The sequence below is a fragment of the Blastocatellia bacterium genome (assembly GCA_035275065.1).
In the GTDB taxonomy this organism is placed as follows: Bacteria; Acidobacteriota; Blastocatellia; order UBA7656; family UBA7656; genus DATENM01.
In genome coordinates this window covers 189,457-202,922 of record DATENM010000153.1, presented here as the reverse complement: position 1 = coordinate 202,922, position 13,466 = coordinate 189,457, and the positions used below count along the sequence as shown (strand labels likewise).

11 protein-coding genes are annotated in these 13,466 nt (G+C 61.5%); 8 read left to right on the top strand and 3 right to left on the bottom strand.

Translation table 11 applies throughout. From position 1 onward, the window contains the following. From VJ464_28900 to panC, 5 genes are all read left to right on the top strand, one after another. On the top strand, nucleotides 1-1,455 hold the full coding sequence (locus VJ464_28900) for a DUF1800 domain-containing protein (GenBank protein HKQ09177.1): 1,455 nt from the start codon (nucleotides 1-3) through the stop codon (nucleotides 1,453-1,455). Nucleotides 1,456-1,470: 15 nt separating this feature from the next. After that, nucleotides 1,471-2,769: a DUF1501 domain-containing protein gene (locus VJ464_28895; protein HKQ09176.1), complete on the top strand. Its 1,299-nt coding sequence runs from the start codon at nucleotides 1,471-1,473 to the stop codon at nucleotides 2,767-2,769. 176 nt (nucleotides 2,770-2,945) lie between these two features. After that, nucleotides 2,946-4,130, top strand: a complete 1,185-nt coding sequence (locus VJ464_28890) for a choice-of-anchor V domain-containing protein (protein HKQ09175.1) — start codon at nucleotides 2,946-2,948, stop codon at nucleotides 4,128-4,130. Between the two features lie 231 nt (nucleotides 4,131-4,361). Further along, on the top strand, nucleotides 4,362-5,255 hold the full coding sequence (gene panB / locus VJ464_28885; protein HKQ09174.1) for a 3-methyl-2-oxobutanoate hydroxymethyltransferase: 894 nt from the start codon (nucleotides 4,362-4,364) through the stop codon (nucleotides 5,253-5,255). 100 nt (nucleotides 5,256-5,355) lie between these two features. Further along, entirely contained in the window at nucleotides 5,356-6,213 is an 858-nt protein-coding gene (gene panC / locus VJ464_28880) for a pantoate--beta-alanine ligase (protein HKQ09173.1), read from the top strand. 6 nt (nucleotides 6,214-6,219) lie between these two features. On the opposite strand, the gene VJ464_28875 is transcribed toward panC, so the two are convergent. Beyond that, nucleotides 6,220-8,514, bottom strand: a complete 2,295-nt coding sequence (locus tag VJ464_28875; protein ID HKQ09172.1) for an ATP-binding protein — start codon at nucleotides 8,512-8,514, stop codon at nucleotides 6,220-6,222. A 161-nt stretch (nucleotides 8,515-8,675) separates the two neighbouring features. Here VJ464_28875 and gatC point away from each other — a divergent pair, with 161 nt between their 5' ends. Both gatC and gatA read left to right on the top strand, forming a co-directional pair. Then, nucleotides 8,676-8,978 (top strand): Asp-tRNA(Asn)/Glu-tRNA(Gln) amidotransferase subunit GatC, encoded by a 303-nt coding sequence (gene gatC / locus VJ464_28870; protein ID HKQ09171.1) that lies wholly within the window; start codon nucleotides 8,676-8,678, stop codon nucleotides 8,976-8,978. A 13-nt stretch (nucleotides 8,979-8,991) separates the two neighbouring features. Next, on the top strand, nucleotides 8,992-10,446 hold the full coding sequence (gene gatA, locus VJ464_28865) for an Asp-tRNA(Asn)/Glu-tRNA(Gln) amidotransferase subunit GatA (protein HKQ09170.1): 1,455 nt from the start codon (nucleotides 8,992-8,994) through the stop codon (nucleotides 10,444-10,446). Nucleotides 10,447-10,496: 50 nt separating this feature from the next. Here the strand turns inward: gatA and VJ464_28860 are convergent, their stop codons facing one another. After that, entirely contained in the window at nucleotides 10,497-10,913 is a 417-nt protein-coding gene (locus VJ464_28860; protein ID HKQ09169.1) for a hypothetical protein, read from the bottom strand. Nucleotides 10,914-10,948: 35 nt separating this feature from the next. After that, nucleotides 10,949-11,434, bottom strand: a complete 486-nt coding sequence (locus VJ464_28855) for an outer membrane beta-barrel protein (GenBank protein ID HKQ09168.1) — start codon at nucleotides 11,432-11,434, stop codon at nucleotides 10,949-10,951. Between the two features lie 486 nt (nucleotides 11,435-11,920). On the opposite strand from VJ464_28855, the gene VJ464_28850 reads away from it, so the two are divergent. Beyond that, a complete protein-coding gene (locus VJ464_28850) occupies nucleotides 11,921-13,462 on the top strand; it encodes an FAD-dependent oxidoreductase (GenBank protein ID HKQ09167.1) in 1,542 nt (513 codons plus the stop codon). Nucleotides 13,463-13,466: the final 4 nt, after the last annotated feature.

Below are 13,466 nucleotides of genomic sequence, written 5' to 3'. Positions count from 1 at the left end.
ATGGCCAGCTTAAACTACGACGAAGCTGCGCATCTGCTCAGACGCGCAGGCTTCGGCGGCACGCCGGAAGAGATCGACAGTCTCGCCACACGAGGCCGCGAAGGCGCCGTTGATTATCTACTCAACTATTCCCAGATCAACAATCAGGCGATGGACGATCTGCTCAAGGCGAGCTTCGACTTTTCTGACCCGACCGACAATCAGAAATTCAGCAACGGCGAGATTCGCCGCTGGTGGGTGACGCGCATGGTGGCGACGCAGCGCCAGTTCGAAGAGAAGATGACCCTCTTCTGGCACAACCATTTTGCCACCGGCAGCTCGAAGGTGCAGGACGTCTATATGTACGTCCAGAACCTCAAGCTGCGGCAGGGCGCACTGGCGCGCTTCGATGATCTGTTGCTGACGGTCGCGCAAGACCCGGCCATGCTCATCTGGCTCGACAACACCACGAACGTACTCGGCAGGCCGAACGAGAACTTTGCCCGCGAGCTGCAAGAGCTATTCACGATGGGCATCAACGACGTCGTCACCGGCACGCCGAATTACACTGAAAACGATGTCAAAGAAGTGGCGCGCGCCTTCACCGGCTGGAACTTCCAGCGCGCGCAAGGCAGCCCGTACGGCTTTACCTTCCGGGTCGTCAACAATCAGCACGACAACGGCGCCAAGACCATCTATGCCGGGACGCCTTATCAAGTCAGCGGCAATCTCAGCGGCGAAGACGTCATCACGGTGATCGCCAACCGGCAAGCGACGGCGCGTTACCTGACCTGGAAGCTCTGGAACTTCTTCGTCTACCCGCTGACGACCAGCAGCGCCGACAAAGCGACGATTGATCGCTTCGCCAGCGTCTATCTCAGCAACAACCACTCGATCAAAGAGCTGGTGCGCGCCATCTTCACTTCGGACGAATTCTACAGCGAGCGCGCTTTCTTCTCCCTCGTCAAGCAACCCATCGAGCTGGTGGTCGGGGCGCTGCGCATGATCGGCGGCACCTACCTGCCGGGCACCACAGTCGGCACGGGCAATCCGCGCACGTCGAACGTGCCCTCGCAGTTGTCGCGCAACATGGGGCAGGACCTGTTCAACCCGCCCGACGTTGCCGGCTGGGATTTCAATCTCGGCTGGGTCAACACCGCCAGCATGCTCGAACGCTTCAACTACACCAACACGCTGATGACGAACCGCAACACCACGAACCCCGGCATCTTCGTGACCACCGAGCAACTGAAGAAGTACGTCAAAGGCAACACCAAGAAGACGGTCAAAAACTTCCTGTCAACGCTCGGGCCGCTGTCTGTCGGCAAGCCGGTCATCAAGCCCTTGCAGGCGTATCTGACGACCGGCGACAACGGCCAGGAGATCGAATACACCACGGACGACGCTTACGTTGACAAGAAGATTCGCGGCCTCGTCCACCAGATCATGTGCCTGCCGGAGTTTCAGTTGAATTAGGAGGGGAGGAGAGTTATGCCAATCAACAGACGCCAATTTATCAAGCGCAGCGCCACGGCGGTCACGGTCAGCATGGTGATGCCCAAGCTCTGGCTCGGGCGCGCCGACGCCCGCGAGGTCAACGCCGCCGACCGCCGCATCTTCCTGGTGATACAAATGGCCGGCGGCAACGATGGCCTGAACACCGTCGTCCCGTATGCCGATTCCAAGTATCAGCAGTTGCGGCCCACCCTCGGATTCAAGGACACCGAGCTGAAAGACGCGCAGGGCCACTCGATGATTCTCAACAACAGCCTCGGCCTGCACCCGTCGCTCAGCGAGATCAAGTCGCTTTATGACGCCAACCGCGTCGCCATTGTCACAGGCGTCGGCTACCCGTCGGCCAACCTGTCGCACTTTCTCTCGCAAGACATCTGGCAGACGGCCAACACCAGTGGCGGGATCGGCAATGGCTGGCTCGGCAAGTATGCCGATCAGAAGCTGGTCGGCCAGAGCGGCCTGGCGGCGGTTTCAGTCGGCGGCTCGCTGCCGAAAGCCATGTTCGCCGATCACTACGTCGCGCCGAACATCTCGCCGGCAAACGGCACAGACGCGTTCGCCAACTACCAGTACCTGACCGACCCGCGCAACGCCGGCGACAAGAACAATCAGGTGAACACCTTCAAGACGACGAACACGCGCAGCTTTGCCGCCGACAGTTTTGTCAGCGCTATCGCTAAAGCCGGCTTCGACGCCGAAGAAGGCGCGGTGCAGTTGCGCACCGCCGTGGCGGGCTACAGCTCGACGGTGACGTATCCGACCAGCTCGCTGGCTTCGGCCATGCGCATGGTGGCGCAGATCGCCACAACCGTTCCCGATGCTAACCTGTTTTATGTACAGCTCGGCGGCTTCGATCATCACTCGGCAGAGATCGGCAGCGCCCAGGCACCGACGGATAAGACGGTCGGCCAGCACGCGGCGCTGCTCGGGCAACTGTCGCAAGCGATCAAGGCGTTTTACGACGACATGACGGCGCACAACCTCGCCGACAACGTCATGCTGATGACCTGGTCAGAGTTTGGCCGCCGTCCCAACGAGAACGCCTCGCGCGGCACCGATCACGGCACGGCCTCTGTGCAGATGCTCGTCGGCAACCCTGTGCACGGCGGCGTCTACGGCGAGCAGCCATCGCTGACGGACCTGGACAGCGCCGGCAACATGAAGTTCAAGGTGGACTTCCGCGCCGTCTATGCGACGATCCTCGACAAGTGGCTCAACGCCGACTCGAAGGCGATTCTCGGCGGCCAGTTCGAGAACATCGGTTTTCTCGGCTAGGCCGGCCAGGTAAGTACGGGCAGAGGGACGAAGTGATGACCTCGCCCCTCTGCCATGTATTTTGGCTGTCCCCCTTACCTCTACTTATCTGGGGTATCCCTGCAAATCTGCGTCTGTGGGTGCGTTCAAAAAATAAATAGGCAAGCAAGCGTGGGAAGAAAGGCAGACAGCTCACAATGCTCGGATTGAATTATAAAAAGAAGCTTCAGGCGGTAGCGCTTCTATTGACGATCACGGCGGTCGTTTATGCCAAGATCACCGGTCCGGAGCCGGGCTATACGAACGCGCCGAATGACATCGGCAGTTGTGTTTTTTGTCACGACACCTTTCATACAGAGAACGTCGGGTCGGGAACCATCACGGTCGCGGGCGGCCCCATCAACGGCGTCTACGAGCCCGGCCAGCAATACACGCTGACGGTCACCGTCTCGCAGTCGCAGCCGCGCCGCCAACGATTCGGTTTTCAGATGACGGCGCTCGACGGATCGAACCACCGCGCCGGCACGCTGGCCGCGCTCAGCGGTGATGCGCAGGTGCTTTCCGAAACCGGCTTCGGCGGTCGCCAGTACATCGAGCATACCGAACCGGGAACCTTGCCGAATGCCCAGAACAGCCGCGTCTGGCAGGTGCGCTGGACCGCGCCGGACACCGATGTGGGCACGGTGGCTTTCTACATTGCCGGCAACGCCGCGAACGGTGATGGCACCAACCAAAACGATTACATCTATACGAGCAAGTTCTTCGCCGATTCGCCGACCAGTCATGTGACGCTGGCGCTTACGACGCAGCTCAATGAGCAGGCGCTTGAGCCGGGCGCGCATGTCCGCATTGATTGGGTGACGACCGGCGCGGCGAACATTGATAACATCGAGGTGCGCTATTCGACGGATGACGGCGCGACCTTCCCGATCAGCCAACAAGTCTTCTTCACAACAGACGGCAGCGCCGCCGGCTTTGATTGGACGGTGCCGAATGTTCGCGCCACGGCGGCGCGCTTGCGCATCAGCGTCGGTACGAAATCCGGCGCGCCGGTCGCCAACACCATCAGCGCGCCTTTCACGATCAACGGCGCCGGCCCGCCGCTGCCGATGATCGCCAGCGCCACTGTGCAAGGCAAGAAACTGTTCATCAGCGGCCAGAACTTCGGGGATGGCGCGGCGCTGTTTATGTGCGACACCTGCGCGCAGCCTGCAAACGACGGCAGCAAGGTCAAGAAGACGTTTAACGACGACACCACCCCGGCGACCTTGCTGGTCTCGAACAAAGGCGGCAAGAGCATCGCTTCAGGTCAGACCGTCAACTTGCAGGTCAAGAATCCCGACGGCTCGCTGTCGAACACCTTCACCTTCACACGACCCTAGCGATGAGGCAGGAAGCAGGAAGCAGGAAGCAGGAGGCAGTACGAAACAGCGAAGGCAGCAGGCGGCGGAATTCATTGGCCTGCTGCCTTCTGTATTTATCCGAATGTCCCGGCCTGCTTCCTGCTTCCTGCCTCCTGCTTCCTGCTTATTGCCTCCTTGATTTGCAATCCCCGTCGCCGCCTCCCTATAATCCCACAAGCAAGCGGGTCACGTTCGCAAGGAGGCCGCCCGATGAGTCATATCACCGAAAGCAACCCGAAGAAGATCACCGCTCCGCAGCTTCGTGCCCGCAAAGGCGGCGCGCCGATTGTCGCGTTGACGGCTTACGATTACCCAACGGCGCGGCTGGTTGACGAGGCGGGGTTCGACTTCATCCTTGTCGGCGACAGCCTGGCGCAGACCGTACTCGGCTACGACACGACGCTGCCGGTTACGCTCGACGAGATGTTACACGCGACGCGAGCGGTGCGGCGTGGTGTGCGGCGCGCCCTGATCGTCGGTGATATGCCGTTCGGCACCTATCAAGATCACCCGGCGAGCGCCGTCCAGGCGGCCATTCGTTTCATCAAAGAAGGCGGCGCCGAAGCCGTCAAAGTCGAAGGCGGCGCGCGGCGCGTTGAGGTCGTCGAAGCCATCGTCAATGCCGAGGTGCCGGTCATGGGTCACATCGGGCTGACGCCGCAATCGGTCTTGCGCATGGGCGGCTACCGCGTGCAAGGCAAGACCATCGAAGCGGCGCGCCAGTTGATCGAAGACGCGCTGGCGCTCGAACGGGCCGGTGTCTTCGCCATTGTTCTGGAAGGCATCCCGGCAGAAATCTCGCGGCTGATCACCGACCGTGTGCATGTGCCGACCATCGGCATCGGCGCGGGGCTGGAATGCGACGGCCAGATTCTTGTCTTCAGCGACCTCGTCGGCCTGACCTTTGGCCACACCGCCAAGTTCGTTCGCCAGTACGCCGACCTGCGAGCCGTCATCACCGATGCGCTGAAACGCTATGCCGATGACGTCACGGCGCGGCGCTTCCCGGCTGACCCGGAGAGTTACCGTCTGCCGGAAGGCGTGGTCGTCGAGATCACCGACGAAGAGACCTATTCGATGCCGCCGCTCGGCCCGATCAATTGAGGGTGACAAGTGACAAGTGACAAGAGCGTGTCGGCATTGCTGCGACGCTCTCCCACTCATCACTCATCACTTCTTGTCACTTGTCACTTGTCACTATCCTATGGAAGTCATCAACCGCATACCTCGAATGATGTCGGTGGCGCGTGACATGCGCGCCGAAGGCAGCCGCGTCGGCCTGGTGCCGACGATGGGGTCGCTGCACGAAGGCCACCTGTCGCTGATGGCGCGCGCCCGCGAGATGTGCGACATCGTCGTCGCCTCGGTCTTCGTCAACCCGGCGCAGTTCGGCCCCTCGGAAGACTTCGAGCGTTACCCGCGCGACCTGGCGCGCGACGCCGAGCTGGCCTTTGCCAAAGGCGTGGACTTTATCTTCGCGCCGTCGCCGGAAGAGATGTATCCGTCGGGCTTTGTCACTTATGTTACGGTCGAAGGGTTGAGCGAAAGGCTCGAAGGCGCGAGCCGCCCCGGCCATTTTCGCGGCGTGACCACGGTGGTGAATAAATTATTCAACGTCGTGCAGCCGAACTTCGGCTTCTTCGGGCGCAAGGACGCACAGCAGGTCATCATCATCAAGCGTATGGTGCGTGACCTGGGCGTAGATGTCGAAATCGTCGTCGGGCCGGTGGTGCGCGAAGAAGATGGGCTGGCCCTGTCGTCGCGCAACGTTTACCTGACGACCGAGCAGCGTCGTGCGGCGATTGTTCTGCGCCGCGCCCTGGAAAAAGCCCGCACGCTCTACAACGGCGGCGAGCAGGAGGCCGGGCGATTGCAGGCCGCCATCCGCGCCGTGGTCGAAGCCGAACCGCTGGCGCGGCTCGATTACGTCGCCCTCACCGATACACGGCGGCTCGACCCGGTCGAAGTCATATCGGGCGACCGGCCGACGCTCATCTCGATGGCGGTTTACTTCGGCAAAACGCGGTTGATTGATAACATCGTGCTGAATGGCGAGCTGTAACGCAGGTCACTCATTGCGCCCCGCGGGCAGCTCGATGATGAAACGAGCGCCGCGCGGCTGGTGGTCTTCGACCCAGATGCGGCCTTTGTGGTCGGCGATGATGTGGCTGACGATGGCCAGCCCCAGACCTGTGCCCCGGCTGCGCGTCGAAAATTTCGGCAGGAATAACTTGTCGCGGTCACGCGCTTGAATGCCATGCCCGGTGTCGGCGACGGTCAGGCGCACCGCATCAGCCGGCCGCAGCATCCGGGTTTCAATCTCGATTCGCTTTTCCCCTGTCAGGTTGGCCGAACCGTTGCCGTTGCCATTGCTGTCAGCCGTCAACGCCTCGATGGCGTTATCGATCAGATTCACCAGCACACGCTGCATCTGCTCCGCATCAATCCACAGTGGCGGCAGTGCCTCATCCAGCTTACAGCTCACGCGGACATCGTCCAGCCGGTCGTCGTAGAGGCTGACGGCGTCGCGCACCACATCGTTTAATGAGGCTTCGGCGGGACGCGATTCGGGCAGCCGGGCGAAGCGCGAAAACTCTTCGACCATGCGCTGCAAGGCGGCGACTTCGCGGACGATGATGGCCGTGCCTTCGTGGACGACGGCGCCGAAATGCGTTTCAGTTTGCAGCCGCTCGTTGCGCGTGTAGTTTCGCAGGATGCGCTGCGCCGAGAGCTGAATGGGCGTCAGCGGGTTCTTGATCTCGTGCGCCATGCGGCGCGCGACTTCGCTCCAGGCGGCGGCGCGCTCGGCTTGAATTAAATCGGTCAGGTCTTCGATGACGACGACCCAGCCGGCAATCGGCCCTTCGGCGCTGCGCAGCATGATGGCGGTTGTCGCCGTGTGCAGGGCGCTGCCGTCGGCGCGCTTGAACTCGATCTCGGCATGCGCCGTGTCCGAGCGGCGGGCGCGGCGGCAGAGCGCCGCCAGCTCTTTGCCCTGCTGCCCGCCGATCATGCGGTTGAGCGGCGTCGAGATGGCCGGCTTATCTTCCAACCCGAGAATCGCGAGCGCCGCGGCGTTGATCGTCGCAATCCCCATCACCGCGTCGGTCGAAATCACGCCCGTCGAAAGCGATTCCAAGACGGTTTCGATATAAACGCGGCGGTCGTCGAGAGCGAGATTGGTGCGCCGCAAATCTTCGGCGGCCCGCTCCAGGCGCTCGCGGTTCTCGGCGAGCTGTGCCGACATCTGATTGAATGAGCGAACCAGCGCGGCCAGCTCATCGTCGGCCAGCACGTCAACCTTGTGAGAGAAATCACCGTGGGCAACGCGGTCTGTGGCTTCGGCGAGCGCCTGTATGGGCACCGTGATATTGCGCGCGACGTAGAGCGCCAGCCAGCTTGCGGCAAAGATCAGCAGCAGGGTGACGACGCTCAGTTGCAGGACATAGATCGTCTTGATGCGCTTGATCTTGTCTTTGAGGAGATGAAACTGCCGGTGCTGCTCGTTGATGTTGGCGACGCGCGCCGTCAGCTCAGGCGGGAACTGGCGGGCGATGACTAGCAGGCGCGGCTGCCGCGCCAGGTCGCTGACGCGGACGCCGGCGATGACATAGATAACCGAGGGGCTTTCACCGTCATCGCTGCCGGTGAAGGGCGCGGCATCCGTGAGCGCGTGTTGTTCAGCGGCGGTGAGCGTTTCTTCGATGTCAGGCTCGATTGGTTTATCGCCGGCCTCTGCCGTCATGCGGTCACTGCCGGCAACCACGCGGGCGAGCGCGATGTTGTACTCGCTCATCTCCTGGCGCAACAACGCCTGAAAGTCTGGGCTCTTGAAGTCCTGGCGTGAGGTCAGCGACAGGCTGCGCGCGATAGCCCGACAGATACTGGCCAGCTCGGCTTCTTCTTTCTTGAAGTATTCGCCTTCGATGGTGTGCGCATCTTCGACGATCTGCCGCGCCGGCTCGCCGAACCAGCGGTCGAGGCTGCGGTTGAGCAGGCCAAAGGCGAAGAAGAAGAGCAGCAGCGCCGGCAGCAGCGACAGCCCGATGCTGTAAGCCACGAGCCGCGTCTTGAACTTCGAGCCCAATCGCCCGGCGCGGCGCTCGCGCACCAGCTTGATGATGTTGCGCAGCAGGACGAACAGCACCGTGACGAAGGCGAGGAAGTTGAGCGTCGAGAGCCCATAAAGCAACAGCGTTTCGGTGGCGGTGTCGGGCGTGATGAAGGGCTTGAGGTTGAAGCCCGACTGCGCGACCAGCGACAGCATCAGCAACAGGCCGATGACCGACAGAAAGATAATTGTCGCCTTGCGCCGTCGAGGTGGCGGTGTGTCTGGGCTCTGGTTGTCGCGCGGTTGTGACAATAGACTGCTCTCTCAGGGTGTTGATTCACCTCTCGCACCCGAATTGTATCAAAGCTGCCAATCCGGCGCACAGCCGCCGAGTCGAGACTGACCCACCTTGCTCGCGCGGCGCGCGGTTCCTATAATCTTCAGGTTCATCACCGGCTGATATTGGAGACCGTATGCCCATCACTCGCACGGACGTTGAGAAGATCGCCGAGCTTGCACGGCTTGATCTCACTAAAGACGAAGCCGACTCGTTCACCGACCAGTTGAGCGCCATCCTCGGTTATATCGATCAGCTCAATGAGCTGGATACCGCCGACGTGTCGCCGATGTCGCACTGCGCGGCCGCTGAAGATGACACAGGGCACGCGCTGCGCGACGATGTCGTGCGTCCCAGCCTTGGCCAACAGGCCGCCACCGCCGCCGCGCCCGACGCCGAAGCCGGTTACTTCAAAGTCCCGAAGGTTATTGGGCAATAACAAAGGACACACTGTGGAAATCAGGGAGCTGACCATTAGATCGCTCAAAGCGGGGATCGCCGCGCGCGAAGTATCCGCCGTCGCCGTCTGCCGCGCCGCGCTTGAGCGGATCGAGAAATTATCTGCGCTCAACGCTTTTGTTACGGTGATTGCCGAGGCGGCGCTCGAACGGGCGGCGCACATTGACGATCTGGCACAAAGGGGCGACACGCTGCCGCCGCTTGCCGGGACGGTCGTTGGCATCAAAGATAACATGGTGATGCGCGACGTTCGCACCACCGCAGGCTCGCGCATCCTGTTCGACTACAAGCCGCCTTACACGGCGACCGTCATTGAGCGGCTCGAACGGGCCGGCGCGATCATCGTCGGCAAGACCAACCTCGACGAGTTTGCGATGGGCTCGTCAACCGAGAACTCGGCGCACGGCGCGGTCAAGAACCCGTGGAATACCGATTACGTTCCCGGCGGCTCGTCGGGCGGCTCGGCGGTGGCGGTGGCCACAGGCATGGCGATGGCGGCGCTCGGCTCGGATACCGGCGGCTCGATTCGCCAGCCGGCAAGTCTTACGGGCGTCGTCGGCATGAAGCCGACTTATGGGCGGGTGTCGCGCTATGGCTTGATCGCCTTCGGCTCGTCGCTCGATCAAATCGGCCCGTTCGCCAACCGCGTCGAAGACGTTGCCGAGGTGTTGAATGTGATCGCCGGCCATGACGCCAATGATTCGACTTCGGCAAATCAGCCGGCAGCGGATTACGTCGCGGCGCTTGCGGGTGAGGTGCGCGGCCTGCGCGTCGGCGTGCCGCGCGAATATTATGGCGAAGGACTGAACGCAGAGGTGCGCTCGCAGGTCGAAGCGGCAATTGAAAAACTGAGAGCGTTGGGCGCAGAGATCGTTGACGTGAGCCTGCCGCACACGAAATACGCCGTGCCGGTTTACTACCTGATCGCCACGGCGGAGGCCAGCTCGAATCTGGCGCGATTCGACGGCGTGCGCTACGGCTTTCGCGCCGAAGATGCCGCAACCCTCAAGCAGATGTACAGCCGCACGCGCGACCAGGGATTCGGCGCCGAAGTGAAGCGGCGCATCATGCTCGGCACCTATGCGCTCTCCGCCGGTTACTACGATGCCTATTATGGCAAGGCGCAAAAAGTCCGCTCGCTGATCGAGCGCGACTTCCGCAACGCCTTTGCGGCGTGCGACGTGATTGCGACGCCGACCGCGCCGACGCCGGCCTTCAAGTTGGGCGAGAAGGCCGACGACCCGCTGGCCATGTATTTGTCGGACATCTTCACGATCACCGCGAATCTGGCGGGCGTGCCGGGCATCAGCCTGCCGTGCGGTTTATCAAGCGAGGGCCTGCCCATCGGCGTGCAGTTGATCGGTCGCCACTTCGACGAAGCCCGCCTGCTATGCGCCGCGTATCACCTGGAACACGCTCTGGGAGTCCATCTCAAGCTGCAACTCTAGCAAAGAAAATAAAGAACAGTTTAACGATGCAAGCCTCCGATGGCAGCGAGTTAAATCCCGCCGCGTGCGGTGACGTAGAGCGCATAGGGGATAAGCCCCACACAAACGGCTGCGACGACCGGAGCCGCGCCGATTCTCTTTAAGGCCTTGACGACCGGGTTACGTTTCCTGGCTGACAGGATGTCCCCGTAGGCGATTGTTTCTGTACAGCCATCAAAAAACTCCATGCGCCGATGCATAAGGCAGATGCTGTCGTTATCTAATTTCACCACCTTTCCACTGACCGTAGCTCCCCCCTTTAACCCGATAATGACGACCTCCTTGTTCTGTTGCGCGTCGATGAGGAGTGAGACCATCTGCTTGTAACTCATGTCTTGTTTGGCTGGTTTGTCACCTGCAAAGCTCGGACTAACATCCAGGCAGAGCATGACGAAGAGCAGAGAATAGCCAATCAGCTTACCTTTCATAAGAGTTCCTCCTTTGCTGTGAAACGGAAAGACCATTAGCGGAACGTCACGCCGACGCGGAAGGTGAACAGGTGGGGGCTGTCGCTTGAGAAGATGTGGTCGCGCACTTCGAAGCGCAGGCCGACATGATCTTTCGGCCAGTATTGAATGCCGCCGCCGAAGTTGCCGCCGCCCGCCGCCGAGCTGCCGCGGAAGGCCGCCGACGCGCCGCCGGTCACAAACGGCGCGACCTTGCCGGCATTGTTGAAGTGATAGGCCAGATTCACTGAACCGATGCCGATGCCGTCGCCGATGCTGTTAGACGAAGAAAGGTAGCCGATCTCGCCGCCGATGCCGAGGCCGCGATAGAACAGCCTCTCGCCGCCGCCGCCGGCGGTAAATCGGGCTCCCGAATCGGACCCGGTGTTGCCACCGACGCCGGCGAAGGCATAGCCCCAGCCGCGACGCTCGCCCTGCGACTGGCCGAAGGCCGCCGCCGGGATCGCAGTCATTAGCAGAATGATGACGAATAGCTCACGCATGATTTGCTCCTTATGTGTTTGACGTTACAACTGAACCCGCGACGCTTTCTTGAGCCGCGAATCATCGCTGATCCATAGGCAATGCGGGTGCCACAGCCCCAGCGTCAAAAATGAAGAGTTTTTGAGGCTTTTGAAGTAATTGTACCGCCGGGCGCAGCCTTTCCGTAGCACGTGGATGAAGAATCTGGCAGCCGGAACCGGCGCGCGCCATCGGGAAACCTGCCTTTGAGCGTTCCAGCTGGCGCGCCGATAATTTTGACACTTCGATCCGGCTGATGTACTAATAAGACAATGGCCAAAAGCCATGACCGAAGGCCGCAAGTGGACACGACCAGCAGATGAATTGCGGAGATTGAGTCCCAAACCGTGCCACCGCTCACAATCCGAACGACAACCACCTGAACCGGACGCGCGTCCGCGACATCGCCCGTTTGACTGACGAATTCATCGGTGGCCGGGCAGATCACTAATGGGGAGCAGAGGAAAATGACAAGCGATTCTGGAGTGAGGGTTTCGATCTGGATGGCGACGGCGGAAGTGCCTGCGCGGCCTCCGCTCACCGAAAACATCCATGCGGATATCTGCATCGTCGGCGCCGGCATCGCCGGCATGACGACCGCTTACCTGTTAGCGCGCGAAGGCCGCGCCGTCGTCGTTCTCGATGATGGACGCATCGGCGGCGGCATGACTGAGCGCACCACGGCGCACCTCTCTAACGCCATTGACGACCGCTATTTCGAAATCGAGCGCCTGCATGGAGAAAAGGGGGCGCGGCTCGCCGCCGATAGTCACACGGCGGCCATTGATCGTATCGAAGCCATCGTCGCGGAGGAGGGAATCGAATGTGATTTCGAGCGGCTTAATGGCTACCTGTTTGTCCCGCCCGGCGAATCGAAAGAGGTGCTGGAACGTGAGCTGAAAGCCGCGCATCGCGCCGGGTTGGTCGAGGTCGAGCAGGTGGCGCGCGCCCCGCTTGACGCTTTCGATACCGGCATCTGCTTGCGTTTTCCACGGCAAGCGCAATTCCACCCCTTAAAGTATCTGGCCGGCCTGGCCCGCGCGATTGAGCGGAACGGCGGACGCCTGTTCACTCAAACTCATGCGAGCCGCATGGAAGGCGGCGCGCAGGCGCGAGTCGAAACCAGCGATGGCTATGTCGTCACCGCCGAAGCGATTGTTATTGCGACAAACACCCCGATCAACGATCTGGTGACGATTCACACCAAGCAGGCCCCGTATACCACTTACGTCATCGGCGTGCGCGTGGCGCGCGGCTCGGTCACACGGGCGCTCTACTGGGACACGCTCGACCCCTATCACTACGTCAGAGTGCAGAGCCTTGACGGCGGGGATGGCAATAGTGATGACATCCTCATCGTCGGCGGCGAAGACCACAAGAGCGGACAGGCGGACGATGGCGACCAGCGGCTCGCGCGACTCGAAGCCTGGGCGCGCGAACGCTTCCCTGATGTGGGAGAGGTCGTTTTTCGCTGGTCGGGTCAGGTGATGGAGCCTGTGGATGGCGTCGCCTTCATCGGCCGCAACCCCGGCGACCCGCGCAACGTCTATATCGCCACCGGCGATTCAGGCATGGGAATGACGCATGGCACGATTGCCGGCATGCTGATCACCGATCTGATTATGGGGCGGGACTCTGAGTGGGCGACGCTTTACGATCCTTCGCGCAAGACGCTCGGCGCGGCGCTTGAATTCGCTAAAGAGAATGTCAACGTCGCCGCACAGTACGTCGAGGACTATTTGAGCGGCGGCGACCTCGGCACCGACGAAGCCGTTGCCGTAGGCGAAGGCGCGATCATCCGCCGCGGCCTTAAGAAGGTCGCGGCCTACCGCGACGAGCAAGGGGTGTTACATGAGCGTTCAGCCGTGTGCCCACACCTCGGCTGCATCGTCGCTTGGAACGGCTTGGAAAAGACCTGGGATTGTCCGTGTCATGGCTCGCGCTATGACCGTTACGGGCGGGTGATCAACGGGCCGGCAAACCGCGACCTTGAGCGCGTCGAAGACTGATGTG

Coding starts and splice junctions, on each gene's coding strand:
- VJ464_28900 (HKQ09177.1), top strand. CDS start 1: ATGGCCAGCTTAAACTACGACGAAGCTGCGCATCTGCTCAGACGCGCA.
- VJ464_28895 (HKQ09176.1), top strand. CDS start 1,471: ATGCCAATCAACAGACGCCAATTTATCAAGCGCAGCGCCACGGCGGTC.
- VJ464_28890 (HKQ09175.1), top strand. CDS start 2,946: ATGCTCGGATTGAATTATAAAAAGAAGCTTCAGGCGGTAGCGCTTCTA.
- panB (HKQ09174.1), top strand. CDS start 4,362: ATGAGTCATATCACCGAAAGCAACCCGAAGAAGATCACCGCTCCGCAG.
- panC (HKQ09173.1), top strand. CDS start 5,356: ATGGAAGTCATCAACCGCATACCTCGAATGATGTCGGTGGCGCGTGAC.
- gatC (HKQ09171.1), top strand. CDS start 8,676: ATGCCCATCACTCGCACGGACGTTGAGAAGATCGCCGAGCTTGCACGG.
- VJ464_28860 (HKQ09169.1), bottom strand. CDS start 10,913: ATGAAAGGTAAGCTGATTGGCTATTCTCTGCTCTTCGTCATGCTCTGC.
- VJ464_28855 (HKQ09168.1), bottom strand. CDS start 11,434: ATGCGTGAGCTATTCGTCATCATTCTGCTAATGACTGCGATCCCGGCG.
- VJ464_28850 (HKQ09167.1), top strand. CDS start 11,921: ATGACAAGCGATTCTGGAGTGAGGGTTTCGATCTGGATGGCGACGGCG.